Origin of the sequence: Kribbella sp. NPDC004536 (genome assembly GCF_042873835.1) — a bacterium.
GTDB lineage: Bacteria > Actinomycetota > Actinomycetes > Propionibacteriales > Kribbellaceae > Kribbella.
In genome coordinates this window covers 1783555-1810100 of sequence record NZ_JBIALY010000001.1, presented here as the reverse complement: position 1 = coordinate 1810100, position 26546 = coordinate 1783555, and the positions used below count along the sequence as shown (strand labels likewise).

At 68.9% G+C, this 26546-nt stretch carries 25 protein-coding genes; 17 read left to right on the top strand and 8 right to left on the bottom strand.

Annotated features, from left to right (window positions below):
* Positions 1-9: 9 nt before the first annotated feature.
* The 3 genes from ACFYRU_RS09000 to hutI are packed head-to-tail and all read left to right on the top strand — an operon-like array spanning position 10 to position 3697.
* Positions 10-1197, top strand: coding sequence for an allantoate amidohydrolase (locus tag ACFYRU_RS09000; RefSeq protein WP_387654936.1), 1188 nt, complete (start codon positions 10-12; stop codon positions 1195-1197).
* Positions 1194-2543, top strand: coding sequence for a formimidoylglutamate deiminase (locus tag ACFYRU_RS08995; RefSeq protein WP_387654934.1), 1350 nt, complete (start codon positions 1194-1196; stop codon positions 2541-2543). Before ACFYRU_RS09000 ends, ACFYRU_RS08995 begins: the two co-directional genes overlap by 4 nt.
* The gene (hutI, locus tag ACFYRU_RS08990) at positions 2540-3697 is read left to right on the top strand and encodes an imidazolonepropionase (RefSeq protein ID WP_387654932.1); all 1158 of its coding nucleotides are present in this window, start codon (positions 2540-2542) and stop codon (positions 3695-3697) included. Before ACFYRU_RS08995 ends, hutI begins: the two co-directional genes overlap by 4 nt.
* Before the next feature lie 28 nt (positions 3698-3725).
* On the opposite strand, the gene ACFYRU_RS08985 is transcribed toward hutI, so the two are convergent.
* Positions 3726-4676 (bottom strand): hypothetical protein, encoded by a 951-nt coding sequence (locus ACFYRU_RS08985; RefSeq protein WP_387654929.1) that lies wholly within the window; start codon positions 4674-4676, stop codon positions 3726-3728.
* 236 nt (positions 4677-4912) lie between these two features.
* Between ACFYRU_RS08985 and ACFYRU_RS08980 the strand changes: the two genes are divergently transcribed.
* Positions 4913-5350 (top strand): phosphoribosyltransferase family protein, encoded by a 438-nt coding sequence (locus ACFYRU_RS08980; protein ID WP_387654926.1) that lies wholly within the window; start codon positions 4913-4915, stop codon positions 5348-5350.
* On the opposite strand, the gene ACFYRU_RS08975 is transcribed toward ACFYRU_RS08980, so the two are convergent.
* Positions 5347-5880 carry a hypothetical protein gene (locus tag ACFYRU_RS08975; protein ID WP_387654923.1) on the bottom strand — a complete coding sequence of 178 codons (534 nt, stop codon included), beginning with the start codon at positions 5878-5880 and terminating at the stop codon, positions 5347-5349. The genes ACFYRU_RS08980 and ACFYRU_RS08975 overlap by 4 nt on opposite strands.
* Positions 5881-5898: 18 nt before the next feature.
* A complete protein-coding gene (locus tag ACFYRU_RS08970) occupies positions 5899-6360 on the bottom strand; it encodes a GNAT family N-acetyltransferase (RefSeq protein ID WP_387654920.1) in 462 nt (153 codons plus the stop codon).
* Positions 6361-6593: 233 nt separating this feature from the next.
* Here ACFYRU_RS08970 and dnaK point away from each other — a divergent pair, with 233 nt between their 5' ends.
* The 5 genes from dnaK (at position 6594) to ACFYRU_RS08945 (ending at position 11573) form a co-directional block, all read left to right on the top strand.
* A complete protein-coding gene (gene dnaK / locus ACFYRU_RS08965; RefSeq protein WP_387654917.1) occupies positions 6594-8456 on the top strand; it encodes a molecular chaperone DnaK in 1863 nt (620 codons plus the stop codon).
* Complete coding sequence (grpE, locus tag ACFYRU_RS08960) at positions 8453-9142, top strand: nucleotide exchange factor GrpE (protein ID WP_387654914.1); 690 nt, start codon at positions 8453-8455, stop codon at positions 9140-9142. Before dnaK ends, grpE begins: the two co-directional genes overlap by 4 nt.
* Positions 9143-9169: 27 nt before the next feature.
* Entirely contained in the window at positions 9170-10339 is a 1170-nt protein-coding gene (gene dnaJ, locus ACFYRU_RS08955; protein WP_387654912.1) for a molecular chaperone DnaJ, read from the top strand.
* Positions 10339-10794 (top strand): heat shock protein transcriptional repressor HspR, encoded by a 456-nt coding sequence (locus ACFYRU_RS08950; protein WP_387654909.1) that lies wholly within the window; start codon positions 10339-10341, stop codon positions 10792-10794. The genes dnaJ and ACFYRU_RS08950 overlap by 1 nt, the downstream gene beginning before the upstream one ends.
* Positions 10795-11015: 221 nt before the next feature.
* Positions 11016-11573 (top strand): GNAT family N-acetyltransferase, encoded by a 558-nt coding sequence (locus ACFYRU_RS08945; protein WP_387654906.1) that lies wholly within the window; start codon positions 11016-11018, stop codon positions 11571-11573.
* Here the strand turns inward: ACFYRU_RS08945 and ACFYRU_RS08940 are convergent.
* A complete protein-coding gene (locus ACFYRU_RS08940; protein ID WP_387654903.1) occupies positions 11498-12652 on the bottom strand; it encodes a glycosyltransferase 87 family protein in 1155 nt (384 codons plus the stop codon). The genes ACFYRU_RS08945 and ACFYRU_RS08940 overlap by 76 nt on opposite strands.
* A 168-nt stretch (positions 12653-12820) precedes the next feature.
* Here ACFYRU_RS08940 and ACFYRU_RS08935 point away from each other — a divergent pair, with 168 nt between their 5' ends.
* The 4 genes from ACFYRU_RS08935 to clpB all read left to right on the top strand — a co-directional run bounded on the left by ACFYRU_RS08935 (position 12821) and on the right by clpB (position 19260).
* Positions 12821-14623, top strand: a complete 1803-nt coding sequence (locus ACFYRU_RS08935) for a sensor histidine kinase (RefSeq protein WP_387654900.1) — start codon at positions 12821-12823, stop codon at positions 14621-14623.
* Positions 14620-15276: a response regulator gene (locus tag ACFYRU_RS08930; protein ID WP_387654897.1), complete on the top strand. Its 657-nt coding sequence runs from the start codon at positions 14620-14622 to the stop codon at positions 15274-15276. Before ACFYRU_RS08935 ends, ACFYRU_RS08930 begins: the two co-directional genes overlap by 4 nt.
* 39 nt (positions 15277-15315) lie before the next feature.
* Positions 15316-16563 (top strand): hypothetical protein, encoded by a 1248-nt coding sequence (locus ACFYRU_RS08925; RefSeq protein ID WP_387654894.1) that lies wholly within the window; start codon positions 15316-15318, stop codon positions 16561-16563.
* 111 nt (positions 16564-16674) lie between these two features.
* Positions 16675-19260 (top strand): ATP-dependent chaperone ClpB, encoded by a 2586-nt coding sequence (clpB, locus tag ACFYRU_RS08920; protein ID WP_387654892.1) that lies wholly within the window; start codon positions 16675-16677, stop codon positions 19258-19260.
* 33 nt (positions 19261-19293) lie between these two features.
* On the opposite strand, the gene ACFYRU_RS08915 is transcribed toward clpB, so the two are convergent.
* Positions 19294-19845 (bottom strand): dihydrofolate reductase family protein, encoded by a 552-nt coding sequence (locus ACFYRU_RS08915; protein ID WP_387654889.1) that lies wholly within the window; start codon positions 19843-19845, stop codon positions 19294-19296.
* 64 nt (positions 19846-19909) lie between these two features.
* On the opposite strand from ACFYRU_RS08915, the gene ACFYRU_RS08910 reads away from it, so the two are divergent.
* From ACFYRU_RS08910 to ACFYRU_RS08900, 3 genes are read left to right on the top strand one after another with little or no spacing between them, the layout of a single operon-like run.
* Positions 19910-20494: a hypothetical protein gene (locus ACFYRU_RS08910; protein WP_387654887.1), complete on the top strand. Its 585-nt coding sequence runs from the start codon at positions 19910-19912 to the stop codon at positions 20492-20494.
* Between the two features lie 50 nt (positions 20495-20544).
* Entirely contained in the window at positions 20545-20997 is a 453-nt protein-coding gene (locus ACFYRU_RS08905) for a hypothetical protein (RefSeq protein ID WP_387654884.1), read from the top strand.
* A gap of 10 nt (positions 20998-21007) precedes the next feature.
* Positions 21008-21358 (top strand): ArsC/Spx/MgsR family protein, encoded by a 351-nt coding sequence (locus ACFYRU_RS08900; RefSeq protein ID WP_387654881.1) that lies wholly within the window; start codon positions 21008-21010, stop codon positions 21356-21358.
* On the opposite strand, the gene ACFYRU_RS08895 is transcribed toward ACFYRU_RS08900, so the two are convergent.
* Positions 21355-22503 (bottom strand): pyridoxal phosphate-dependent aminotransferase, encoded by a 1149-nt coding sequence (locus ACFYRU_RS08895; protein WP_387654879.1) that lies wholly within the window; start codon positions 22501-22503, stop codon positions 21355-21357. The two genes, ACFYRU_RS08900 and ACFYRU_RS08895, sit on opposite strands and share 4 nt — an antisense overlap.
* Positions 22504-22506: 3 nt before the next feature.
* Entirely contained in the window at positions 22507-22938 is a 432-nt protein-coding gene (locus ACFYRU_RS08890; RefSeq protein ID WP_387654878.1) for a MarR family winged helix-turn-helix transcriptional regulator, read from the bottom strand.
* Positions 22939-23032: 94 nt separating this feature from the next.
* On the opposite strand from ACFYRU_RS08890, the gene ACFYRU_RS08885 reads away from it, so the two are divergent.
* Positions 23033-24580 (top strand): MFS transporter, encoded by a 1548-nt coding sequence (locus ACFYRU_RS08885; RefSeq protein ID WP_387654875.1) that lies wholly within the window; start codon positions 23033-23035, stop codon positions 24578-24580.
* Positions 24581-24598: 18 nt separating this feature from the next.
* On the opposite strand, the gene ACFYRU_RS08880 is transcribed toward ACFYRU_RS08885, so the two are convergent.
* On the bottom strand, positions 24599-26533 hold the full coding sequence (locus ACFYRU_RS08880; protein WP_387654873.1) for a glycosyl hydrolase family 28-related protein: 1935 nt from the start codon (positions 26531-26533) through the stop codon (positions 24599-24601).
* Between the last annotated feature and the right edge of the window lie 13 nt (positions 26534-26546).

Here is a 26546-nt window from a genome sequence, read left to right as displayed (position 1 = left end):
AGTCCTGTCTTGAGTTTCGAATCCCTGTGGGCGGACCAGTCCGCCATCGGCCGTGACCCGGAAACAGGCGGGTACACCCGTGGCGGCTGGACCCCCACCGAACGCGAGGCGACGCACTGGTTCCTCGACCAGTGCGCCACCCGCAACCTCCCCGTCGAATCCGACGGCATCGGCAACCTCATCGCCTGGTGGGGTTCGTCGGACGGTCCTGGTGTGGTTACCGGGAGTCATTTGGACTCCGTGATCGATGGCGGGGCGTTCGACGGGCCGTTGGGGGTGGTTTCTGCTTTGGCGGCTGTGGATCGGTTGCGGGCGGAGGGATTCGAACCCAGTGTGCCTCTTGGGATCGGAGCTTTTGTCGAGGAAGAGGGGTCGCGGTTCGGGATGCCCTGCTTGGGGTCCCGGGTCGCGGCCGGTGTTCTCCCGCCTTCGAAGGCACTCGCATTGACGGACCGTTCAGGCGTGCTGCTCTCCGAAGCGTTGGAAGCCGCCGGGCTCGATCCGGCTGGAGTAGGTCCTTCGCCGCTCCTGAAGCGGATGGGGACCTTCGTAGAACTGCATGTGGAGCAGGGCAGAGGACTGACCGCACCAGTCGGCGTGGCGAGTTCGATCTGGCCCCACGGCCGGTACCGGTTCACGTTCGGCGGTGAGGCCAACCACGCCGGTACGACCCTGATGGAAGACCGGCACGACCCGATGCTGACGTACGCGATGACCGCCCTCGCCGCGAACAAACAGGCCCGCCTGGCCGGCGCCCGCGCCACGTTCGGCCGGTTGTCGGTCGAGCCGAACGGCACCAACGCCGTACCGTCCCAGGTCACCGCCTGGCTCGACGCCCGCGCCGCCGACACCGCCACCCTCGAATCGTTGCTAGCGGCAATCACCAAGCAAGCCACCGAACGCGCCGAACGCGACGGTACGACGCTCGAGGTCACGCCCGAGTCCGTCTCGCCGATCGTCGACTTCCCGGCCGGCCTGCGCGACCGCCTCGCCGGCGTACTAGGCGGCGCCCCGGTGCTGCCGACCGGCGCCGGCCACGACGCAGGCGTGTTCTCCGACGCCGGCATCCCGACCGCGATGCTGTTCGTCCGCAACCCGACGGGCATCTCGCACTCCCCGGCGGAGTACGCCGAGCTGGACGACTGTCTCGCCGGCGTCGACGCCCTGGCCGCAGTACTGAAGGACCTCGCGAAGTGAGGACGTACTGGTGCGAGACCGCGCTCCTCCCCGATGGCCTCGCCTCTCGCGTCCTGCTCACCGTGGACAACGGCCGCTTCACCGCGGTCGAGCCGAACACCGATCCCGGCGACGCCACGGTCCTGCACGGCCTCGTCGTACCGGGCCTCGCGAACTGCCACAGCCACGCGTTCCACCGCGCGCTCCGCGGCCGTACGCAGACTGAGCGCGGCACCTTCTGGACCTGGCGCGAGCAGATGTACGCCGTCGCCGCCGCGCTCACCCCCGACTCGTACTACGAGCTCGCGAAGGGCGTGTACGGCGAGATGCTGCTCGCCGGCATCACCGCGGTCGGTGAATTCCACTACCTGCATCACGCGCCGGGCGGCCGGCCGTACGACGACCCGAACGCGATGGGCGCGGCGCTGATCGCGGCCGCCCGCGACGTGGGTATCCGGATCGCGCTGCTCGACACCTGTTACGTTGCCGGTGGCATCGATCAACCGCTGAACGAGGTCCAGCAACGCTTCAGCGACGGGGATGCGACGGCCTGGGCCTCCCGGGTCACGCAGCTCAGCGGCGGCGACGACGTGGTGATCGGTGCGGCGGCGCACTCGATCCGGGGCGTACCGCAGGAGCAGCTCGGCGCGGTCGCGTCGGCGTTCCCCGACGTACCGCTGCACATCCACCTGTCCGAGCAGGTCGCGGAGAACGAGGCAAGCCTCGCGGCGTACGGGCGGACGCCGACACAGGTCCTCGACGAGGCCGGATTCCTCAGCGGCCGGACGAGTGCCGTGCACGCGACGCACCTGACCTCGGTCGACGTGGGGCTGCTCGGGAGCTCCGCGACGTACTCCTGCTTCTGCCCGACCACCGAACGCGACCTCGCCGACGGCATCGGTCCTTCCGTCCAACTGCGCGACGCCGGCTCCCCGCTGACGCTCGGCTCCGACAGCCACGCGATCATCGACCTGTTCGAGGAAATGCGCGCTGTGGAACTGAACGAACGCCTCGCCACCCAGGAACGCGGCCACTGGTCCGCCCCCGAACTCCTGAAGGCAGCCACCACCACCGGCCACCACTCCATCGGCTTCCCCGACGCCGGCACCATCGCCCCCGGCGCCCGAGCCGACCTGGTAGCCATCCGCCTCGACACCGTCCGCACCGCCGGCACGACCCACACCGCCGCCACTCCCACCGGCGCCACCACTCCCGCCGGTGCCGCGGAGGCTGCCGTCTTCGCCGCCACCGCCTCCGACGTATCAGATGTGCTCGTCTCAGGAAATCATGTGGTTGCCGACGGCAAGCACATTCGACTGGATGTGGCAGCACAGCTGACCAAGTCGATCCAGGCGGTGACCCGATGACCTCACTGGTACTGACAGGCATCACCTCCCTGGTGACCAACGCCCCCACGCACGGTGGATTGCTAGGCGAACTGCACGACGCCGCCCTGGTGATCGACGGCCGTACGATCGCCTGGGTCGGCCCGCGACGAGACGCACCACCGGCCGACGCCGCGGTCGACCTGGGCGGCCGCGCGGTCATCCCCGGCTTCGTCGACTCCCATTCGCACCTGGTCTTCGCCGGCGACCGCGCCGAGGAGTTCGCCGCCCGGATGACCGGTACGCCGTACTCCGCCGGCGGCATCCGTACCACCGTCGCCGCCACCCGCGACGCCACCGACGAACAGCTCACCGCCAACGTCGCCCGCCTCGTCACCGAGATGCGCCGCCAGGGCACGACCACGGTCGAGATCAAGTCCGGCTACGGCCTCACCGTCAAGGACGAAGCCCGCGCACTCCGCATCGCCGGCCAGTTCACCGACGAGACGACCTACCTGGGAGCTCACGTAGTACCGGCCGACCAGGACCCCGCCGCGTACGTCAACTTGGTAACCGGCCCGATGCTCGACGCCGCAGCCCAGTACTCGAAGTGGATCGACGTCTTCGTGGAACGCGGCGCCTTCGACGCCGACCAGGCGCGCGCGATCCTCCAGGCCGGACTCGCCCGCGGTCTGCAGCCCCGCATCCACGCGAACCAGCTGGGCGAAGGCCCCGGCGTACAACTGGCCGCGGAAGTCGGCGCCGCCGCAGCCGACCACTGCACCTACCTCACCGACGCCGACATCGACGCCCTCGCCTCCACCGGCGTAGTAGCCGGCCTCCTCCCCGCGATCGAGTTCTCCACCCGATCCCCGTACCCCAACGCCCGCCGCCTCCTCGACGCCGGCGTCACCGTAGCCCTGGCCACCGACTGCAACCCAGGCTCCGGCTACTCCTCCTCGATGCCCTTCTGCATCGCCCTGGCAGTCCGCGAAATGCACATGACCCCCGCCGAAGCGCTCTGGTCCGCCACGGCCGGCGGCGCCACCTCCCTCCGCCGCCCCGACCTAGGCCACCTGACCCCCGGCGCCCAAGCCGACCTGGCAGTCCTGGACGCCCCCTCCTACCTCCACCTCGCCTACCGCCCCGCCGTCCCCCTGATAACCCAGACCTTCATCGCAGGCCGGCCTGTCTGACCGAACCGCCAGGCCACCACAATCCCCGCTACGCGGCCGCCCCACGCCTGCTCGCCCACGCGGGCGGCACATTGTGATGGCCTGGGGAACCGGCGATCGCGTCGCGCAACGCGGCAACCACCCACTCACGGTCGTACATCACGTCCTCCCACGTGAAGCGCAGCAATCGCCACCCACGTAGGGTGAGCCCCACATGCCTGCGGCAGTCGCGTGCAAGCGCGGCACGCGTACCGTGATACGCGAAGCCGTCCGTCTCGGCTGCGATCAACAGAGCACGATGACCAAGGTCGATCCGAGCGGAGAAGCTGCCGTCCTGAACCGCGACCTGCGGCTCGAACCCGGGAATCCCCTCTTCGATGATGATGGCCCGCAGTGCCGACTCCAACACCGACTCGGCTCGTCCGTCAGCAGCCGCCGCCACTCGTCTGGCTCGCAGGCTGCCCGGTCCGCGGAGTTCGGCTGCCGCGACCATCAACTGTGAATGGTCCACGGCCCGCAACCGTAGCGCCGAGTCGGCGACGGCCAGACCGTCCGCGAACGGCAGAGTCCGGGCGCAATCCAGGACTGTTCGGAGCTTCGATGTGCAGAACCCGTCGGAGGGAACCTCGTCGGCCCGGTGCAGCACACAGTCGACCGGGCTCAGTCGGCGGTGCTGCCCGCGCGGGACGGTGACCTCTGGTTTGTCGGGGAGCTCGAGTATGCCGAAGCCGTACAGCACGGCAGCGCTGCGATGGGAGATCAGGCCGCCCTGGGCGCGAGCGGCTGCGATCGGATCCGGCGCCGCCGGCAGCGAGTAGACCCCCTTCGCGATCCGTCGAATCGTCCCGCCGTCGAGCGCTGACCGGATCGCGCGACCGGTCACCAGCGCCCGCAACTCCCCGAAAGTCGCCGTGCCGTTGCGGCGGAGCAGCACATCGACAACCTCGGGCATGTGCTCGATGATCCCGCACTGCGGACCACGCCGCGCGGACTTGTCCACAGGCGGATCCCCGGGCCATCACAATCGCCCCGCTGCCCTGGGCGTGAGCGTGAGCGACGCCCGGGTGGTTGATTGTGGTGGCCTGGCGGTCCGCAAAACCACCTGCGTGCCGGCTGCGGATGCGAGAGGCTGAGGGCATGGACACGAGGGCGCGGCTTCGTAGTGCATTCCGGTGGAGTACGGATCGGGGTGTGTGAAGTAGTTATGCCGATCTGACTGGGTGGTGGCGGGATTCGGTGCTGCTCAGGGAGATCGGGCCGGCGTTGGCGTCGTTGTACGACGAGGTGCCGACCGTGGTGCTCGGTCCGGTGTCCCGGGGGTCCTTGGTCGGGGCTTTGACGGCGGCTGCTGTCGGGGTCGGGTTCGTCGAGATGCGGAAGGCTGCGGGGTCGGCGGTCGACAGCGATCGGTGGGTTTCGCGGACGACCGGGCCTGATTACCAGGATCGGCAGCAGGTGTTCGGGTTCCGGCGGCAGCTGGTCCGGTCGGGGGATCGGGTGTTGATGGTTGACGACTGGGCTGATACCGGGGCGACGGCGGTGGTGGGGAAAGCGTTGGTCGAGGAGTGTGGGGCGCGCTGGATCGGGGCGGCCTGCATCGTCGACGGGATGATGGATCCGCGCCTGCGGCACGAGCTCCCGTTGCGCGCGCTGCTCGATGTACGGCAGCTCTAGCCGCGGTAGATGGTGGGAGCGTACGTACGGGCGGCCTGGTCGAAGGCCGGGAGGAGTTCGGGGTTGGGCCCGAGCGGGATCGTGAGTTGCCCGCTCGGGTCCTGGTGCGGGGCGAGCTCCGGGTGGCGGGTGAGGAAGTCGGGCGTGGCCGGTACGAGCAGGAGGCTGACGTATGGGCCGTACACCTGCGGCAGGTTCGTCTGCGCATTGCGGACCGTGTGGCCGGAGGTGAGTACGGCGAGACCGGCGAGCTCGCCCCAGTAGCAGCCCCACGACCCGGCAGGGTCCTCGTACCGCAGGCCGTTCGGGTCGAACCAGAAGCGCCGCGTCCGGGTCAGCGTCCGCAGTTTCAGCGCGGGGATGCCTCCGACGAGCAGCAGGATCACCGCGAGCACCAGGAACGTGGCCCGCACGCTGCCGCTCGCCAGTACGCTCAGCACCAGGCAGACCGCGGCGGCCACGCCCAGCCCGACGATGCCCTTGACGATGGTCCGGCTGTTCCCCGCGGAGACGTCGATCGCGATGCTCATCGCCCCGACGCTAGCGCTTCAGCCGGCCAGTTCCTTGGACATCAGCGTGGTGATCGTGCCGTCGGGGAGCCGCTGCTTGCCGACCTCCTCGTACCCGCGCCCGAGGTGGAAGGCGTACGCCGGGGTGTCGAGGCGGACCCCGGCGACGACCCGGTCGAACGGCGTCGCGGACCGTTCGATCGCCCGGTACACCTTGGTCGCGATGCCCTGGCGGCGGTGCTCGGGGCCGATCACGATCCGCTCGATCAGCAGGAAGCGGTCCGCGTACGTCCGGGTGAACGACTCGAAGGCGAGCCCGTCGTAGGCCGACCCGGGCGTGAACGTGAGGACGAACCCGGCGGGCGTACCGTCCAGGTCGACGACGACGGCGTGGGCGGCGATCAGCCGGAGCCAGTCCAGCCGGTCGGCGCCGAGCGGGCCGACCAGGTCCTCGGCGGTGGCGTTCAGCGCGACGACCGCGGCGGCGTCGGCTGCGGTCATCGGGCGGAGTTTCACAGTGACCACCATCGCACGGTAAACGTTTGCTTCGGGAGGGGTCTCCCTGGCCGCACCCTGGCCCGGACCCCGAAAATCGGGGCCGCCCTTGGGAATGACCTGGGCGGTGTGCAATGTTGAGTCCAGTGAACTCAAGTTTGTTCAGTCACGGATTTGAAACCGAGGCGGATGAACGGCAACATTGAGTCTGCATCACTCAACTTCGTGGAGGTAACAGCATGGCCCGCGCGGTCGGAATCGATCTCGGTACGACGAACTCCGTCATCGCCGTACTGGAAGGTGGCGAGCCCACCGTCATCCCCAACGCCGAGGGAGCGCGTACGACGCCCTCGGTGGTGGCCTTCGCCAAGAACGGCGAGGTCCTGGTCGGCGAGGTGGCGAAGCGCCAGGCCACCACGAACGTCGACCGGACGATCCGCTCGGTGAAGCGGCACATGGGTGAGAACTGGTCCGTCGACATCGACGGCAAGAAGTTCACCCCGCAGCAGATCAGCGCGTTCGTGCTGCAGAAGCTGAAGCGGGACGCCGAGGCGTACCTCGGGGAGCAGGTCACCGACGCGGTCATCACCGTGCCGGCCTACTTCTCCGACGCGCAGCGCCAGGCGACCAAGGAGGCCGGCGAGATCGCGGGCCTGAAGGTGCACCGGATCGTCAACGAGCCGACGGCGGCCGCGCTCGCGTACGGCCTGGACAAGGGCACCGAGCAGACCATCCTGGTCTTCGACCTCGGTGGCGGTACGTTCGACGTCTCGCTGCTGGAGATCGGCGACGGTGTCTTCGAGGTGAAGGCGACCAGCGGTGACAACCACCTCGGTGGTGACGACTGGGACAACCGGATCGTCCAGTGGCTGGTGACCCAGTTCAAGAACAAGAACGGCACCGACCTGTCCGGCGACAAGATGGCCATGCAGCGGCTGAACGAGGCCGCCGAGAAGGCCAAGATCGAGCTGTCCAGCGCCGCCGAGACGACGATCCACCTGCCGTACCTGAGCCTCACCGACGCAGGCCCCCTGCACCTGGAGGAGAAGCTCTCCCGGGCCGAGTTCCAGAAGATGACCAACGACCTGCTGGAGCGCGCCCGCGCCCCGTTCAAGGCCGTCATCAAGGACGCCGGCATCGACGTCAGCAAGATCGACCACGTGATCCTGGTCGGCGGTTCGACCCGGATGCCCGCGGTGGCCGACCTGGTCAAGGAGCTGACCGGTGGCAAGGACCCGAACAAGGGCGTGAACCCGGACGAGGTCGTCGCGGTCGGCGCCTCCCTGCAGGCCGGTGTGCTGAAGGGTGAGGTCAAGGACGTCCTGCTGCTCGACGTGACCCCGCTGAGCCTCGGTATCGAGACCAAGGGCGGCGTGTTCACCAAGATCATCGAGCGCAACACCACGATCCCGACCAAGGGCTCGGAGATCTTCACCACGGCCGAGGACAACCAGCCGTCGGTGATGATCCAGGTCTACCAGGGCGAGCGCGAGATGGCCCGCGACAACAAGTCGCTCGGCAACTTCGAGCTGACCGGCCTGCCGCCGGCGCCGCGGAACGTGCCGCAGATCGAGGTCACCTTCGACATCGACGCGAACGGCATCGTGCACGTGAACGCCAAGGACCTGGCCACCGGCAAGGAGCAGCGGATGACGGTGACCGGCGGCTCCGCGCTGCCGAAGACCGACATCGACCAGATGGTCCGCGACGCCGAGCAGTACGCCGAGGAGGACCGCAAGCGCCGCGAGGCGGTGGAGAACCGCAACCAGGCCGAGTCGCTGGTCTACCAGACCGAGAAGTTCCTGCAGGAGAACGAGGACAAGGTTCCCGACGACGTCAAGACCGAGGTCAAGGACGGCGTCGCCGAGCTGAAGAAGGCCCTCGAGGGTGACGACGCCGACGCGGTCAAGGCCGCTTCGGAGAAGCTCGCCCAGTCCAGCCAGAAGATGGGTGCCGCGATGTACGCGAACGCCCAGGCTGCCGGCGGCCAGGCCGACGACAGCGCCGGCTCCGAGAACGCGAGCAGCAGCAACGACGACGACGTCGTCGACGCCGAGATCGTGGACGAGGACCGGCCGCAGGACAAGACGGAGGACAAGTGACGGATCGACCGACTGGCAGCGAGTTCGGTGACGGTGAGCCCGTCGTCCGCGACAAGCGCCGGATCGACCCGGAGACCGGCAAGCTGCGGGAGCCCTCGGACGGGGCTCCCGCGGCGGGCGGGCCGAGCGGTCAGCCGCCGCAGGACCCGTCCGACCTGATCGGTCCGTCCGCGCAGGAGGCCCTGCTGACGGAGGCGCTCAAGGAGCGTACGGCGGACCTGCAGCGACTGCAGGCCGAGTACGTGAACTACAAGCGCCGGGTCGACCGGGACCGCGAGGCGGCCCGGGAGCTGGTGGTGGGCACCGTGCTCACCGAGTTGCTCGGGATCCTGGACGACATCGGCCGGGCCCGGGAGGCGGGCGAGCTGGACGGCGCGTTCAAGGCGGTCGCCGAATCGCTGGAGCGGGTCACCGAGAAGCTCGGCCTGGTGAAGTTCGGCGAGAAGGGCGACACCTTCGACCCGCGGATCCACGAGGCCCTGCTGCACAACTACTCCGACGAGGTCGACGGCCCGACCGCGACGATGATCATGCAACCGGGCTACCGGCTCGGCGAGCGGATCCTGCGGGCGGCCCGGGTGGCCGTGTCGGAGCCGACCGAACAACTGCCGGCCGAGGCTGCGAAGGCCGACGGACCGGTGGAGAGCATTGATGACGACAAGCCCGCGGACGAGTCCGCGGAGTAACCGGCTGGACGGGAGGGGAGGCGCCAGATGAGCACGAAGGACTGGATCGAGAAGGACTTCTACAAGGTCCTCGGCGTCTCCAAGACCGCCGAGCCCGACGAGATCAAGAAGGCCTACCGCAAGCTCGCGCGGCAGTACCACCCGGACTCCAACGCCGGCGACACCAAGGCGGAGGCCAAGTTCAAGGAGGTCTCCGAGGCGTACGACGTGGTCGGCGACCCGAAGAAGCGCAAGGAATACGACGAGGCGCGGCGGCTGTTCGGCAGCGGCGGCTTCCGGATGCCGGGCGGCAGCGGGCAGGGCGGTGGCTTCGACTTCAACGTCGGCGACCTGTTCAACCGCGGCGGCCAGAGCGGTGCCGGCGGTGGCCTCGGCGACATCCTGGGCGGGATGTTCGGCGGTGGTGGCCGGACGACGACCACCTCGACGACGGCCCGGCCGCGGCGCGGCCAGGACATCGAGACCGAGGCGACGATCGAGTTCGCCGAGGCCGTGAACGGTGTCACGGTCGGGCTCCGGATGACCAGCGACGAACCGTGCCCGACCTGCCGGGGGACCGGCGCGAAGTACGGCACGGTGCCGAAGGTGTGCCTGAAGTGCGAGGGCACCGGGATGCAGACCTCGGTCCAGGGCGGCGTGTTCGCGATGACCGAGCCGTGCACCGAGTGCAAGGGCCGCGGCTTGGTCGTGGACCAGCCGTGCGAGACCTGCCACGGCTCCGGCCGCGGCCAGTCGAGCAAGACCATGCAGGTCCGCATCCCTGCGGGCGTGCAGGACGGTCAGCGGATCCGGCTGAAGGGCAAGGGTGCGGCCGGTGAACGTGGTGGCCCCGCGGGCGACCTGTACGTCACCGTGCACGTGAAGCCGCACCGGATCTTCGGCCGGCAGGGCGAGCACCTGACGCTGAACGTCCCGGTGAGCTTCACCGAGGCGGCGCTGGGGGCCGAGATCAAGGTCCCGACCCTGGACGGCATGCCGGTCACGGTCCGGATCCCGGCCGGTACGGCGAACGGCAGCAAGCTGCGCGTCCGCGGTAAGGGTTCGGTCCGCCGGGACGGTACGAAGGGCGACCTGCTGCTCACCCTGGAGGTGCAGGTGCCGCACGAGCTGACCGACGAGCAGAAGGAAAAGCTGCAGGAGTTCAACTCCGCGTCGGATCATCCTGATCTGCGGGCCGGGTTGTTCGGGAGTTCCTGATGGGCATCCCGTTCAGCCAGGTGCCGACCTGGGACGACCGCACCCCGATCTACGTGATCTCGGTGGCGGCCCAGCTGGCCGGTATGCACCCGCAGACTCTGCGCCAGTACGACCGGCTCGGCCTGGTGGTGCCGAGCCGGGCGTCCGGCCGCGGCCGGCGGTATTCGGCCTACGACGTGGCCAAGCTCAGGTACGTCCAGCACCTGAGCCAGGAAGAGGGCATCAACCTCGCGGGGATTCAGCACATTCTCGCGCTACAGTCCGAAGTGGAGGACCTGCGGAAGCGGGTCAACCAGCTACTGGCAGAGGTCCAGCGCGGTGTCGGCGCCTCCCGGCGTCCCGCCGCCAGCCGGGTCTTCTCCGCCGGCCCCGCGGGCGACGTGATCGCCATGGGCCGGCAGCAGACGACCACCCGGTGGATCCGCACCCAGCCTCTGGAACTCGGCCCACGCTGATCCCCCGCACAACAAGCCACCGGAGGTTTTCCGAACCCACCCCTCGGAGCCTCCGGCGCGGCGGAGGTCGTCGTTCCCCCATCGGCGCCTCCGCAAGTCGAAGGTGCGCTGTCCCCCCGGCGCCCTTCGGCCACCGCAGGGTGGTCCGTTCCAGGACCGCCCTGCGGTTCTTCACCTTCCGTTCCTGTTGTTTGCTGGGCCTGGCCGCATACGCTGGCGAGGTGACGCTGAAGCTGGAGACGGACCGGCTCGTGATCCGGGACTGGGAGGAAGACGACGCCGACGCCGCGCTGGAGATCTACGGCTCCGCCGACGTGGCGCCCTGGCTGTCACCGGCCATCGACAAGGTGCCGGACGCCGCGACGATGCGGTTGATCCTGCAGTCCTGGATCGAGGCCCAGCCGAACTTCGTGGTCCCCGCGGGCCGTTGGGCGGTCGCGCGGCGCGACGACGGCGAGGTCGTCGGCGCACTGCTGATCCGGCTGCTCCCGCCGTACGAGGAGGATCTGGAGATCGGCTGGCAGCTGCGGCCGAGCGCCTGGGGTCACGGGTACGCGACCGAGGCGAGCCGCGGGCTGCTGCGCTGGGCGTTCAGCGGCGGCGAGGTCGACGAACTGTTCGCCGTCGCGCGCCCGCAGAACACCCGCGCGATCGCGACCGCGAAACGGCTTGGGATGGAGTGGGTCGGCGAGACCGACAAGTACTACGACCTCAATCTCCAGGTGTACCGCATCCGCGCCTCCGAGTTCACCAACAGTCCAGCCGCGCAGAGCAGGTAGGCGTTCGCGATCACGGTCTGTACGGCGTCGTAGTGGAACTCCTGGTCGTGCGCGAAGGGCAGCCACCACGGCAGCCCGGACACGAACACCGCGGTCAGGGCGACCGCCCACGCCGTACGCCACGACAGCATCTTGGTGCAGTACGACCAGGTGAGCGCGGCCGCGGGCACGATCCACACCCAGTGACCGGTCCAGGAGATCGGTGAGACGAGCAGACCGGTCAACGCGGTCACGACGACGGCCTCGAACGGCAGGCCACGGTCGTACAGGCGACGGGCGATCAACAGTCCGCCGACGCCAACGGTGGTTGCCGCAAGCAACCACAAGGGAACGGCCGGGCCTCCGGCCAAGCGGGCGATCGCGCCGTGCAGTGACTGATTGCTGATGTAGTGGGCCGGTCCTGGCCGGCTCGGGTCGAAGATGTATCTGGTCCAGAAATCGATCGTTGCCCGCGGCATCACCAGATAGGCGAGTACGAGAGTCGCGGCCGTTGTGCCGGCGGCGATCGCGGCCTCGCGGAAGCGTCTGGTGATCAGCAGGAACACGATGAAGATGCCCGGCGTCAGTTTGATGCCGGTGGCAACGCCGATCAGTACGCCACGGAACCGCCGCGGCATCGGACCGACCAGATCGAGCATCAGCAGCGCGAGCAGAACCAGGTTGATCTGACCGAGGCCCAACGTCGCCCGGACCGGCTCGAACATCAACGCCGCAAAGGCGATCCCGAGCGCGGCGAGCGGTCCCCGGCGGAGCGCCCTCGCGGTCGTCCAGCCGATCACCAGCAGCGCCGCGGCCGATGCGAGCGTGATCAGGACCCGGGCGAGGCCGATCCCGAGCGAGAACGGCGCGAACAGCAGCGCGGCGAACGGTGGGTAGGTGAATCCGAGCCCCTGCCCCGGGATGTCGTAGATGTCCTGCCCGTGCACGAACGCGCGCGCCGACTGGTAGTAGACCTTGAGGTCGCCCATGTCCGCGCTCCACGGATGCCAGACCAGCAGGCACAGGATCGGCAGGATCGTTGCCGTCAGCACCAGAATCGAGCGCCGTTGGATGCGCTCGGTCTCGAGGTCGATCGTCATGTCCTCGACGATCCCGGCGCGACCCGGTCCGGCACATCGCCGTCAGGAGCCAACCCGGATCGCCGCCGCGACCGATCCCGCCGTACCTGACGTAGCACCGAAGAGTGACCCGGGTGTCATACCTGAGAGTGACGGCGTACGGCGGTTCCGCATCGCACAATGGGGGTCGTGCAGCGGCTGTGGCGAACTCCCTGGCCGGACGTCGCGTTCGCGGTGGCCGGTCTGTTCAGCCTGCAGTTGCGTGCGCTGGACAGCCATGCTCGCGGCTGGCCGGTCGCGCCGTTGTGGGTCCGGCTGCTGCTGATGGCCGTGCCCCTACTGATCGCGATCCGCCGGATCGAGCCCGCGCTGGCGCTGATCGGTCTGATCGGTGGCGCCTACCTCGCCGGACTGGTCGGCCAGCTGGACTGGTTCCTGCTGGCCGGTGCCGTGCTCGCCCTGTGGTCGCTGGCGGGCCGCTGCCGCGTGCCGACCGTACTCGTCGTCGCAGGCGTCTCGGCCGCGCTGCCGCTGCTACTGAATCAGGTCCGCGGCAGCTTGATGCGCATCCTCTACTCGTCCTCGAACGACGACTACCACTACCTCAGCACGCACGGCTGGCCGCGGTGGCAGGCGCTGTTCGTGGCTGTGGTTGCGCTGGTGTTCCTCGTGATCCGTCGCCGCAGCTGGGCGCAGGCCGTCACCCTCAGAACGCGACTGCAGGACCTGCGGACGTTCCTGGGCGATCCGGCGTACAACACACAGCGAGACGTACTGCTGGCAGTCTTCGCGTCCAGCCTCGTGCTGACCGAGGTCCTGTTCGAGGGCAGTTGGTGGATGGCGCCCGGCTGGATGAGGTACGCCGCCGCGTACGCCTGCCTGGCCTTGGTGCTGCGACGCGTCCCGGTCGTACCGGTGATACTCCTGGCCGCTGCTTCACTGATGGCCAACTGGCTGGCGGCTGCCCCCATCCTCGCCCTGTACGGTGCCTTCGGGCTCGCCCTGTACCGGCTGATCGTCCTGCCGCCCCGGAACCGCAGCCTTCGCTGGACAGTACCGACCGCCGTGGGCGTCCTGATCGCGATGCCGCTGATCACCTGGCGGATGCGGTACCCGGAGATGGTGCTGCTCGTCCCGAAGATCAAGCACAGCGACCTCGAGCAACGCGCCGACGGCATCCTGCACAACCTCGCCTACGAGTCGATCGTCCGGCACCACTGGCCGATCAGCTTCGCGCTGACGTTGCTGCTGCCGATCTGCGCCGGCGTCGCGGTCCGCCTTTACCGCCGGAACGTACAGGCCGCCCAGCGCGAGGCCGAGCTCGAACAGGCTGCGACGGAACGCGAGGCGGCCCGGGTCGTACTGACCGAGCGCTCGTACATCGCGCGCGACCTGCACGACGTCGTCGCGCATGCGGTGAACCTGATGGTGATCCAGGCGGAGACAGGCCCGGATCTCGTCCGGCGCGGGGAGGACGACGTACTGGCCGGGTTCCAGCGGATCGGTGACGCGGGACGACGGGCGTTGAGCGAGCTGGACCGGCTGCTGTCGGCGTTGCGGGACGCGGACGGCGTACCGGATCCGCAGCTGGCACCGCAGCCCGGCCTGGCGGATCTGCCACAGTTGGTGACAGATGTGTCGGACGGTCACCTGCCGATCGAGCTGGACGTCACCGGCGATCCGGACCGTCCGCCCGACGGGCAGCAGTTGGCGGCGTACCGGCTGGTGCAGGAGGCGTTGACGAACGTCGTACGGCACGCGAAGGCGTCCGCGGTGCGGGTACTGGTACGGGTCGAGGACACGGGGGTGCGGGTCGAGGTGACCGACGACGGGAGCGGGTTCGACGTGGCGGCGGCCGCGCGCGGGACCCGGCACGGGCTGGCCGGGATGCGCGAACGGGTCCGGATCGAGGGCGGCACGCTGGACGTGCGCAGTACGCCGGGATCCGGGACCACCGTCGCCGCCTGGTTTCCGGTCGGAGGCGGCCGGTGAATCCGATCAAGGTGATGGTGGTCGACGACCAGGACCTGGTCCGGGACGGGATCGCGATGATCCTGGACGGGCAGCCGGACATCGAGGTGGTGGCGCAGGCGACCGACGGCGCGGACGCGGTTCGGCAGGCGGCCGCGATCCTGGACCTGGCCGTCGTCCTGATGGACGTCCGGATGCCGGTGATGGACGGGATCGAGGCCACCCGGCAGCTGGCCGGCGGACCGCGGGTGGTGATCCTGACCACGTTCGACCTGGACGAGTACGTGTACGACGCGCTGCGCGCCGGGGCGAGCGGGTTCCTGCTGAAACGGTCCTCCCGGGACGAGCTGATCAACGCCGTCCGGGTGATCGCGGCCGGGGACGCGCTGCTCGCCCCGCCGGTCACCCGGCGGCTGATCGACCGGTTCGCCGAGAACCGGGTCGACACCGAGACCGTCGCGAAGCTCGACGTCCTCACCGCCCGCGAACGCGAGATCCTGGTCCTGGTCGCGAAGGGCAACTCGAACGCCGAGATCGCCGCCGAACTCCACCTCACCGAGCACACGGTCAAGACCCACGTCAGCCGGATGCTCGCCAAGACCGGCGCCCGCGACCGCGTCCAGGCCGTGATCCTGGCCTACAACGCCGGCCTGGTCACCGTCGGTCACAGTTAGTCATTGACTGTGTACGGTAGATGCTTGAAAGATATCCACATGTACAAGCCTGCCGCCCTGCTGACCGCCGCCCTGCTCCTGAGTTCCGGAGTCGCGTACGCCGCCCCGGCCGAACCGGCCACCTACTACGTCGACGCGTCCGCGGGCAACGACGCGAACGCCGGTACCAGTGCCAAGCCCTGGAAGAGTCTCGCCAAGGTCAACGGGTCGACCTTCGGGCCCGACGACCAGATCCTGTTCAAACGCGGCGGTTCCTGGACCGGCACGCTCGAACTGTCGTCGTCCGGCGGCACCGATCACCCGATCGTCGTCGGTGCGTACGGATCCGGCGCGCTGCCGAAGATCGGCGGCCCGGTGCTGAACTGCGTGCACGTCACCGGCTCGGACATCTTCATCGGCGACCTGCGCGCCAGCGGCTGCAACTGGGCCGGGTTCGAGCTGGCCGGCAGTGGCATCGTGCTCGACACCGTGCAGGCCGACAACAACGTCGCGGGCGTCTCGATCGAGGACGGCTCGAACTGGAACGAGATCCGCTGGAGCACGCTGGTCGACAACAACAAGATGAGCGTCAACGACTCCAAGCCGGACAACGACTCCGGCGCGTTCGGGGTACTCGTCAACGGTGACGACAACAAAATCCAGCACAACACCATCAGCGGCAGCTTCGCCAGCAGTATCGACTACACCTACGACGGCGCCGCGGTGGAGATCTTCAACGGCGACCGGAACCACATCGAGTACAACAAGACTGCCGACAACGACACCTTCACCGAGCTCGGGCACGAGTCCGGTCAGACCGCCGACGACAACGTGTTCGCGTACAACAGCGTCACCTCGAACCAGCCGTCCGGTACGTTCCTGATCACCCGCGGCGCGCGGAGCAACATCGGTCCGGTGATGCGCACGTTGGCGATCAACAACTCCGTCGACCTTGCGCACGGCGACGGGTGGAGCTGCGACGCGGGCTGCGGACCGGATGTCCTCAAGCTGCGGAACAACATCGTGAAAGTCAGCGGCAAGGTCGGGTACGACGACTCCTTCGACACCGGCAACCCGGTCGACGCCGCCGACGAGGACCGTGGCGTCTACCAGGGCAGTGTCTATCAGTTCACCCTCGGTGCACACTCGGTGAAGGCCGACCCACTCTTCACGAGCGCCACCGACCTCCGCCTGAAGGCCGGCAGCCCGGCGATCGGGCGTGCGGAGCAGTCGGGGTACGCCTACGACCTGGCCGACAAGCCGCTGACCGGGCTGACCAGCTGGGACTCGGGCGCGTACCAGCACTGAACGACCCTGGTTCAGCCCTGAGATTTTCCAGAGTTGAGTGGAATGGACTCAAGTTTGGATAGGTTGTGTCTAGTGACTGTTTTGTTGCTGGAACTGAAAGGCTGGAACTAGATGGACGTTCAGCGGTTGACGACGCTGGCCCGGGAAACCCTGTCGGTCGCGATCCGTCAGACCTCCGCGGCGGGCAACCCGACCGTGGAACCGATTCACCTGCTGTCCGCGCTGCTCGCGCAGCCGGAGGGCACCACGATCGGTCTGCTCGAGGCGGCCGGTGGTGACCTCGACGCGGTCCGCCGGAAGACCGCCGAGCAGCTGACCCGCCTGCCGAAGGCGAGTGGTGGCAGTGTGCAGGCGCCGAGCCTGTCGCCGAAGACCGGTGACGTGCTGAACCAGGCGGAGCAGCGGGCCCTCGGACTCGGCGATGAATACGTATCCACCGAGCACCTGCTGATTGCGCTCGCGACCGTCGAGACGCCGGCGCAGTCCGCGCTCGGCGTGACCGCGGACGCGTTGCTGAAGGCGTTCGACGAGATGCGCGGCAACCGCCGGATCACCTCGCCGGAGGCCGAAGGCACCACCAAGACGCTGGAGAAGTACGGCGTCGACCTGACCGAGCGTGCGCGCGACGGGAAGCTCGACCCGGTGATCGGGCGCGACTCCGAGATCCGGCGCGTGGTGCAGGTGCTGTCCCGCCGGACCAAGAACAACCCGGTGCTGATCGGTGAGCCCGGCGTCGGCAAGACCGCCGTCGTGGAGGGGCTGGCCCAGCGGATCGTCGCGGGCGACGTGCCCGAGTCGCTGCGCGGTCGCCGGCTGATCAGCCTCGACCTCGGCGCGATGGTCGCGGGCGCGAAGTACCGCGGTGAGTTCGAGGAGCGACTGAAGGCCGTACTGACCGAGATCAAGGAATCCGACGGTCAGATCATCACGTTCATCGACGAACTGCACACCGTCGTCGGCGCCGGTGCGTCCGGTGAGGGCGCGATGGACGCCGGCAACATGCTGAAGCCGATGCTGGCCCGCGGTGAGCTGCGGATGATCGGTGCGACCACGCTGGACGAGTACCGGACCCGGATCGAGAAGGACCCGGCGCTCGAGCGCCGGTTCCAGCAGGTGTTCGTCGGTGAGCCGTCGGTCGAGGACTCGATCGCGATCCTGCGTGGTCTGAAGGAGCGGTACGAGGCGCACCACAAGGTCGCGATCTCCGACTCCGCGCTGGTGGCCGCGGCGACGCTGTCCAACCGGTACATCACCGGCCGGCAGCTGCCCGACAAGGCGATCGACCTGGTCGACGAGGCCGCGTCCCGGCTGCGGATGGAGATCGACTCCTCCCCGGTCGAGATCGACTCGCTGCGCCGGACCGTGGACCGGTTGAAGATGGAGGAGCTCGCGCTGTCCCGCGAGGAGGACGCCTCGTCGCAGGAACGGCTGCAGCGGTTGCGCGCCGACCTCGCCGACCGCGAGGAGGAGCTGCGGGCGCTCGAGGCTCGCTGGGAGCGGGAGAAGTCCGGCCTGAACCGGGTCGGCGAGATCAAGGAGCGGATCGACGAACTCCGTGGCCAGGCCGAACGGGCTCAGCGCGACGGTGACCTGGAGACCGCGGCCCGGATCCTGTACGGCGAGATCCCGCAGCTCACCAAGGAGCTCGAGGAGGCCGCCGACGCCGAGGAAGAGGTTGCCGAAGGCCCCGAGGCGATGGTGAACGAGGAGGTCGGGCCGACCGAGATCGCCGAGGTGATCGCGATGTGGACCGGCATCCCGACCGGCCGGCTGCTCGAAGGTGAGACCGGCAAGCTGCTCCGGATGGAGGACGAGCTCGGGCACCGGCTGATCGGTCAGCGCGCGGCGGTGAAGGCCGTGAGCGACGCTGTCCGGCGGGCCCGCGCGGGCATCTCCGACCCGGACCGGCCGACCGGTTCGTTCCTCTTCCTCGGTCCGACCGGTGTCGGCAAGACCGAGCTGGCGAAGGCGCTCGCGGACTTCCTGTTCGACGACGAGCGGGCGATGGTCCGCATCGACATGTCGGAGTACAGCGAGAAGCACAGCGTTGCGCGGCTGGTCGGTGCCCCGCCCGGCTACGTCGGCTACGAAGAGGGTGGCCAGCTGACCGAAGCGGTCCGCCGTCGTCCGTACTCGGTGATCCTGCTCGACGAGGTGGAGAAGGCGCACCCCGAGGTCTTCGACATCCTGCTGCAGGTGCTCGACGACGGGCGGCTGACCGACGGCCAGGGGCGTACGGTCGACTTCCGGAACGTGATCCTGATCCTGACCAGCAACCTCGGTTCGGCGTACCTGGCCGACATGTCGCTGGACGACAAGGCCAAGCGGGACCAGGTGATGGCGGTGGTGCGGACGTCGTTCAAGCCGGAGTTCATCAACCGGCTGGACGAGATCGTGCTGTTCGACGCGCTCGGCAGCGAGGAGCTGACGCAGATCGTCGGGCTGCAGATCAACAGCCTGCAGCGCCGGCTCGCGGACCGGCGGATCACGCTGGACGTCGACGAAGGCGCGATGGAGTGGCTGGCGATGACCGGGTACGACCCGGTGTACGGCGCCCGCCCGCTGCGCCGGCTGGTGCAGTCCGCGATCGGCGACGAGCTCGCCCGGAGTCTGCTGGACGGCTCGGTCCGCGACGGCGAGACCGTACGGGTGACTCTCAACGAGTCCAAGGACGCGCTCGAAGTCTCGGCCGCCTGATCGGAGGGGCCCGGTTCACACCGGGCCCCTTTCCTATGCCCGCTCGTAGCTGAGCGCGATGATGCCTGTCTCGAGGGTGTGTTGGTTGGTGAGTTTCAGCTCGGTGCGGGGACCGTCGAGCTTCTGACCGGTACCGAGTACGAGCGGGCACACCATCAGGTCCAGCTCGTCGACCAGGCCGTTCTCCATCAGGCTGTACAGCAGCGCCGGGTTGCCGTACATCAGGATGTCGCCGCCGTCCTCCTCCTTGATCTGCTTGAGCGCCGCGATCGCGTCACCCTCGAGGAGCGTCGCGTTCCAGGTCAGCTCGCCGGTCAAGGTGCTGGAGGCAACAAGTTTGGGCAGCTCGCGGAGGCGGTCCGCGTACGGTCCGTCCGCGTCGCCGAAGCCGGCCGAGAACATCTCGTACGTACGGCGCCCGCACAGGAAGTAGTCACAGGACGCGAGCTTCTCGAGGGACAGCCGGACCGCTTCCTGCTGGAAGTACGCGTTCGCCCAGCCGCCGAACGACGTACCGCCGAAACCGCCCGGATCCTCGACGACGCCGTCGAGGGTGATCAGGGTCGAAGCAATGATCTTGCGCATGATTCTCCTCTCGTCAGTTGTGCAGACCAGGCGCGCGGACAAAAGGAATCGGGGAGAATGGATTGTGACTTCACGGGCTGACTGGATCAATACGACGCACGACTGGGCGGCCTCGGTCGACCGGGCACATCTCGACGCCATCCGGGCCGATCCGGAGCGGTACGCGCCCGGCGGCGTACGGCATCTGCTGCTGGAGGTTCTGGCGTACCCGGAGGACGAGGCGGAGTCGGTGGGGGAGCGCGGCCGGTGCACCGTCGAGCTGTACGCCGACAGCTCGATCGCGGTGACCGACTACGGCCGGGGCACCGACACCCGCGTCGATGAACACGGGAACGTCGTGAAGAAGCCGGTGATGGCGACCAAGGACCTGCGCTTCTTCGACGACCCGTCCGCCCCGGTCCTCCCGGACGGCCATCCACGCCGCGGGATGTCCGTGGTCGCCGCCCTCAGCGACTGGCTCGTCCACACGAACCGGCGTACCAACGGCTCCTGGACCCAACGCTACGAACACGGCATCCCGGTGACCGGTCTGGAGCCGATCGATCCCTCCTCCGCCACCGGCACAACCGTCCACTTCCGCCCGTCCGCAGACCTGGCGCCGCTGGACGGGTTCCGGCACCTCGACATCTCCGTCGCGCGGCTTGGGTGATCTGGGAGGATCGGGAGGTACGGGGGGTCGTGGAAGGAAGTACGGAGCGGATGACAGGGCAGCGCGGTGACGAGCCGGGGCCGTACAGCGGGTTGTTCGGTGGCGTTCCGGATTCGTACGGCTACCGGGAGGTCGCCGCGCCGAAGCAGGTGACGGTCGCGGCGGTCGTCTCCGCCGGGCTCGGCGCGATGTGCCTGCTGCTCGCCGGCCTGGCCCTCACGTCAGCCGGCGGCCAGATCTCCCAGGTCCTCACCGGTTCCCGCGGCAACACCCCGGTCGCGGTCGCGGCCGCGCTGGTGTGCGCGGTCATCTACCTGGTCCCGGCCTTCTACATCCGAAAGCGCTACGGCTGGGCCCGGTACATGCTCATCGCCGTTGCCGCGATGGGCATCGCGGGCGGCCTGATGGCGCTACCCGCGAGCCTCCTCGGCCTGGCCATCCACGCGACCCTGCTGACCCTCATGCTCCAACGCCCGACCAAGCTCTGGTTCCACCACCACTGAGGGAGACCCCGTGGAGATCTGGATCAACCCGGCCTGCTCGAAATGCCGAGCCGCCACCAAAGCCCTGGACGAGGCCGGCGTCGCGTACACCGTACGCCGCTACCTCGACGAACCGCCGACTCCTGAGGAACTCTCCGACGTCCTGACCCGCCTGAACCTCGACCCCTGGCACGTGGTCCGCCACAACGAACCCGCCGCCGAACCCCTCCGCGACCTCCCCCGCGACGAGGCCCACCGCGCCGACTGGATCGCCGCCATGGTCGCCGACCCCATCCTCATCCAACGCCCCATCCTGACCGCCGACGACCGAACCACCGCCATCGCCCGCGACCCCGAAACCCTCGCCGGGTTCCTGGGCTAGAGCTTCTTCAGACGGGTCAGGGCTTCTTGGAGGATTTCGGGTTGTTTGCAGAAGGCCCAGCGGACCAGGGGTTGGCCGAGGGGCTGGTGGTCGTAGAAGACCTGGGTGGGGATGGCTACCACGCCGGCCTTTTCGGGGAGTTGGCGGCAGAAGGCGATGCCGTCGGTGTGGCCGAGGGGGCGGATGTCGGTGGTGACGAAGTAGGTCGCGGCAGGGCGGTGGACCTCGAAGCCGAGTGAGGCGAGGCCGTCGCAGAGGAGGTCCCGGCGGGTGCGGAGGTCGGCGCACAGGGTGTCGTAGTAGTCGTTGCCTAGGGCAAGGGCGTTGGCGACGGCGGGCTGGAACGGGGCTCCAGAGGTGTAGGTGAGGAACTGCTTGGCGGTGGTCACGGCTGTGACCACGTCGGGCGAGCCGGTGACCCAGCCGATCTTCCAGCCGGTGACCGCGAACGTCTTCCCGGCACTGCTGATCGAAACGGTACGGTCGGCCATTCCGTCGTACGTCGCCAGCGGCCGGTGCGTACCGTCGTACACCAGGTGTTCGTAGACCTCGTCGGTGATGACGACCAGGTCGCGTTCGACTGCGACGTCGCGGATGCCTTGGAGTTCGTCGTCGGTGAGGACGGTGCCGGTCGGGTTGTGCGGGGAGTTGATCAGCAGGACCTTCGTCCGCGGCGTCACGGCGGCGCGGAGTTCGTCGAGATCCAGCCGGTACGACGGGGCGCGCAGCGTGACGGGTACCCGACGGCCGCCGGCGAAGGCGATGCCGGCCGCGTACGAGTCGTAGTACGGCTCGAGGGCGATCACCTCGTCGCCCGGTTCGACGAACGTGAGCAGCGCCGCCGCGATCGCCTCGGTCGCGCCGGTGGTGACGAGGACCTGCGTGTCCGGGTCGTACGTCAGCCCGTAGAACCGCTGCTGGTGATCTGCGATCGCCTGCCGGAGCGCCGGTACGCCGCGACCGGGCGGGTACTGGTTCGCACCAGTTCGGATCGCGGCGATCGCGTCCTCCAGCAGCGAGTCCGGCCCGTCGCGGTCCGGGAAGCCTTGCCCCAGGTTCACCGACCCGGTCGCGACCGCGAGCGCGGACATCTCCGCGAAGATCGTCGTACCCAGCCCGTCCAACCGCTCAGCGTGTGCGCGCATCGTCTAACCCTCGATGGTCGTCACCATGTGCGCAAGCCAGGCGCGCGCGGTGGCGCGGTCGGTCTTGCTGAAGGCGGCCTCGAGCTCCTCCTCGACCTTGCGGATCGCTGGTGCCGCCTCGTCCAGCCGGCGGCGGCCGCCGTCGGTCAGGTGCACCTGCTGGGTACGGCGGTCCTTCGGGTTCGGGCGCCGCTCGACCAGCCCGGCGCGCTCCATCCCGCTGATCAGCTCGTTCGCCGACTGCCGCGTCGTACCGACCACCCGCCCGACCTCGGCCACCGTCAGCCCCGGGTCCTCCCGTACGCAGAGCAGCGTCCCGTACTGCTGCACCGACAACTCGTGCTCGGCCAGCGCCACCGCCAGCGCCGACCGCATGCTCAACCACGCGTGCCGCACCAGAAAGGTCACACACCCGGTCTCGTCGTTGACGTCCATGCACCACATTCTGCCCAAAAGGAGATTGACAGGTTCCTGTCAATCGAGGGACGATGGAGATCTCGTCAGGGTCCTGACAATTATAGGAGACCTCGTGTCTACGATCGACCCCCAAAAACAACGCCGCATTCTGGGCATCCTCGTCGTCTCGGCCGTCCTGATCTGGATCGACTCGACCGTTCTCGGTATCGCGCTCGAACGCCTCGCCGACCCCGTCGACGGGCTCGGCGCCACGCCCGGCCAGCTCCAGTGGGCGGTCGGCATCTACTCGCTGCTGTTCGCGACCGCACTGTTCCTGGCCGGCGCACTCGGTGACCGGTACGGCCACCGCACCGTGCTGATGATCGGCCTGCTGGTCTTCGGCGGCGCCTCCGCCTGGGCCGCCTGGGCGACCGACCCGGTCGGGCTCATCCTCGCCCGCGCGACCATGGGCCTCGGCGGCGCGCTGATCATGCCGACCTCGATGGCGATCATCGGCTGGACCTTCCCGCCGGAACGCCGGGCCGGCGCGATCGCGATCTGGTCGTCCTCCGCAGGCGTCGGCGTCGCCGTCGGCCCGGTCCTCGGCGGCCTGCTGATCGACCACTTCTGGTGGGGTTCGGTGTTCACCATCAACCTCCCGATCGTGGCGTTCGGCCTGATCGGCGCGGCCCTCGTACTCCCGAACCCGCGCAGCCCGCAGCGCCGCCGCCTCGACCCGCTCGGCCTCGGCCTGTCCACGCTCGGTCTGCTCGGCCTGTCGTACGGGCTGATCGAGGGCGGCCACCAAGGCGGCTGGGACCGCTGGCAGGTGTGGGCGAGTATCGGCGCCGGTCTCGTCCTGCTCGCCGGGTTCCTGTTCTCCGAATGGCGTGAGCACGAGCCGAGTTTCGACCCGCGGCTGTTCCGCAACCGCCGGTTCTCGGCCGGCAACTTCGCGCTCTCGGCGGTGTTCCTCACGCTCACCGGGCAGAGCTTCTACCTGGCGTTCTACCTGCAGGGCGCCCGCGGGATGACCGCGCTGCACGCCGGGTTGATGTCGTTGCCTGGCGCAACGGGCGTGATCGTTGGCGCGCCCCTCGGTGCGAGACTCGCCGCACGCCTCGGCGTCGCGAAGGTCTCGGGTACGGCCATCCTCGTGCTGTCCGCGTGCTTCGCCGCCAACCTCCTGTACGACGTGAACACCTCGCTGATCATCATCGGGATCGTCGGCGGCCTCGCGGGTCTCGCGATCGGGATGACCGTCGCGCCGACGACCGCGGCGGTGATGGCGACGCTTCCGATGGACCGGATCGGCGCCGGCTCCGCGGTCAACAACGCCCTGCGCCAGGTCGGCAGCGTCCTCGGCGTCGCCGTACTAGGCACCGTCGTGTCGTCGACGTACCAGCACCGGATCGCCCCGGCGCTGACCGGTCTGCCGAACCGCGACGCCATCGGTACGTCGGCCGAGGCGACCCGGCACGCGGCCGTCGTACTGCATCGTCCCGACCTGGTGCAGACCGCTAACGACACGTTCGTCCATGCCATGCACGTCGCGGCCGCGGTCGCCGCCGGGTTCGTGCTCACCGGCGCGATCGTGCTCGCGCTCGCGTTCCGGACCGCCAGGCCATCACAATCGGCCGGCGCGGAGCCGGCTGAGCGGGAGGCTGCTCCGATCAGCTGATTGTGATGGCCTGGGGATTCACTCCCAGGGCGACGGCGGCGGCGGTGGCACCACGACGGGCCGGTCCTCGCACCAGCTCGCGCCGGTCCACCCGCCGTCGTTGCCGCCCAGGTCCCGTACCTCGAACTCCGGCGGCCCGTTGAAGTGGAACGTCCCGCAGTTGTTCACGAACGGCGCGCCGACGTTCCGGGCGTCGACGTTCTCGAACGTCGCCCAGCCGCCGACCCGGGCGTTCACCACGTTCGTCCCGGTGCCGTCGACGTGGATGTTGCGGACGGCAACGTTCGTGATCGCGTAGTCGTCCTTCACCGGCCAGTCGACGACGAACATCATCGCGTTGTACGTCGAGTCCAGGAACGAACTGTCGGTGATCTCGATCCGTGCCGACATCGAGGACTGCAGCGCGTACAGCCAGATCGCGCCGAGGCCGATGTCCCAGTTCAGGTCGCGTGGACCGCCACGAACCGTGGTGTTCCGCGCGAACGTCAGCGTCCCCTCGAACGGCGTGGCGTTGAACCGGGACCCGGCGTGCAGCGTGCTGCCCTCGCGGATCGGGTCCGCGACCAGGTTGTCGGTGACGGCGTTGTCCCGGCCGCCGTAGATCGCGATGTCGTTGGCGAGAACAGGCGTCTGTACGGTGTTGTGGTCGTACACGTTGTCGTGGTCGGCCAGGTTCTCCGACCACATGGCCATTCCGTCGTCGCCACTGTTCCGGATGAAGTTGTCGGTCGCCCGAACATTGGACACGCCCTGATGCAGGTTGATGCCGTCGGCAACCGAGTCGGTGATGACGTTGTTCCGGATCAGCAGACCGTCCAGCGGGCCGTCCAGCCAGATCCCGACCTTGGTGTGGTGCAGGTACAGGTTCTCGATCGTCGAACCGCCGCCGATCGCGCCGCCGATCCCGTTCACCTGGTCGGTGTCGATGCGCTCGCGGACATCGCTCTCGATCGCGAAGTCGGACAGGTGCACATCGGTACTGCCGGTGTACTTGCCGTAGAAGCCGGGCGCGCTGTGCGTCGACTTGTCGGGTGCGGGCTGCGCGAGTGGCAGCACCTTGCCCTTGATGATCGTCCACCAGTTGCCGGCGCCGCGGATCGTGACCTGGTCGACGACGATGTGCCGGTTGACCTGGTACGTGCCCGCGGGGATGAACACCGACCAGCCGAGCTTCTTCGCGGCGGCGATCGTACGGTCGATCGCGGGCGCCGCGTCGCGGTGACCTGTCGGGTCGGCGCCGAACAGTCGTACGTCGAGGGACCGCTTCGGCTGTTCGAGCGGTGCGCGGACGAGTTCGAAGTCCGCGACGTCGAGGACGGTCCACGCGGCCGGCGTATCGCGCGGTACGGCGAAGCGCACGCGGTCGCCGGCCTGGTAGGTGTGGCCGAGCAGGACGCGCTGCTCGTCGTAGAAGTGGTTCGGGCGGAACGGCTTCGCGACCGGGTCGGGCTCGGGTTTCCACCAGCCGGGGGTCGGGTCGACGTTCGGGTCGTTCGAGAACGGATACATGCCGTAGAGCCAGGCGTACTGCGACGTCAGCGTCATCGTCCGCTTGTGCTTGCCGTTGACGGTGACGTCGAGTGGCGCGGTGATGCCGCCGCCGGTCGGCGCGTCCGGGATGCTGTAGCGCAGCGTGAAGGCGTTCGCGGGGCGGGTCAGGGTGAATTCGACGTACTGCTTGGGGTCCAGGCGTACGGCGGTACGGCCGGAGGCCTCGGCGGGGAGCGTGTACGCGTCCCGGCCCGGGCCGATCCGCTCGCCGGTGAAGGTGGCGTTCTCGGCCTCCTGTTCGACGAACGGCACATCGGCGCCGCGGCCGGTGGTGAGCGCCGGATCAAGGCCCGCGCGGGTGATACGCGGTGCGGCGGTCACCGGCTGGGCGGTTGCTGGTTGGGCGGTGGTGCTGAGGAGCGCGATCGTCAGTGCGACCGCGAGCAGGCGTGAACGGGACATTGGCGGATCCCCT

Coding starts and splice junctions, on each gene's coding strand:
- hutI (WP_387654932.1), top strand. CDS start 2,540: ATGACCTCACTGGTACTGACAGGCATCACCTCCCTGGTGACCAACGCC.
- ACFYRU_RS08975 (WP_387654923.1), bottom strand. CDS start 5,880: ATGAGCATCGCGATCGACGTCTCCGCGGGGAACAGCCGGACCATCGTC.
- ACFYRU_RS08970 (WP_387654920.1), bottom strand. CDS start 6,360: ATGACCGCAGCCGACGCCGCCGCGGTCGTCGCGCTGAACGCCACCGCC.
- dnaK (WP_387654917.1), top strand. CDS start 6,594: ATGGCCCGCGCGGTCGGAATCGATCTCGGTACGACGAACTCCGTCATC.
- dnaJ (WP_387654912.1), top strand. CDS start 9,170: ATGAGCACGAAGGACTGGATCGAGAAGGACTTCTACAAGGTCCTCGGC.
- ACFYRU_RS08950 (WP_387654909.1), top strand. CDS start 10,339: ATGGGCATCCCGTTCAGCCAGGTGCCGACCTGGGACGACCGCACCCCG.
- ACFYRU_RS08940 (WP_387654903.1), bottom strand. CDS start 12,652: ATGACGATCGACCTCGAGACCGAGCGCATCCAACGGCGCTCGATTCTG.
- ACFYRU_RS08925 (WP_387654894.1), top strand. CDS start 15,316: ATGTACAAGCCTGCCGCCCTGCTGACCGCCGCCCTGCTCCTGAGTTCC.
- clpB (WP_387654892.1), top strand. CDS start 16,675: ATGGACGTTCAGCGGTTGACGACGCTGGCCCGGGAAACCCTGTCGGTC.
- ACFYRU_RS08915 (WP_387654889.1), bottom strand. CDS start 19,845: ATGCGCAAGATCATTGCTTCGACCCTGATCACCCTCGACGGCGTCGTC.
- ACFYRU_RS08905 (WP_387654884.1), top strand. CDS start 20,545: ATGACAGGGCAGCGCGGTGACGAGCCGGGGCCGTACAGCGGGTTGTTC.
- ACFYRU_RS08895 (WP_387654879.1), bottom strand. CDS start 22,503: ATGCGCGCACACGCTGAGCGGTTGGACGGGCTGGGTACGACGATCTTC.
- ACFYRU_RS08890 (WP_387654878.1), bottom strand. CDS start 22,938: ATGGACGTCAACGACGAGACCGGGTGTGTGACCTTTCTGGTGCGGCAC.
- ACFYRU_RS08880 (WP_387654873.1), bottom strand. CDS start 26,533: ATGTCCCGTTCACGCCTGCTCGCGGTCGCACTGACGATCGCGCTCCTC.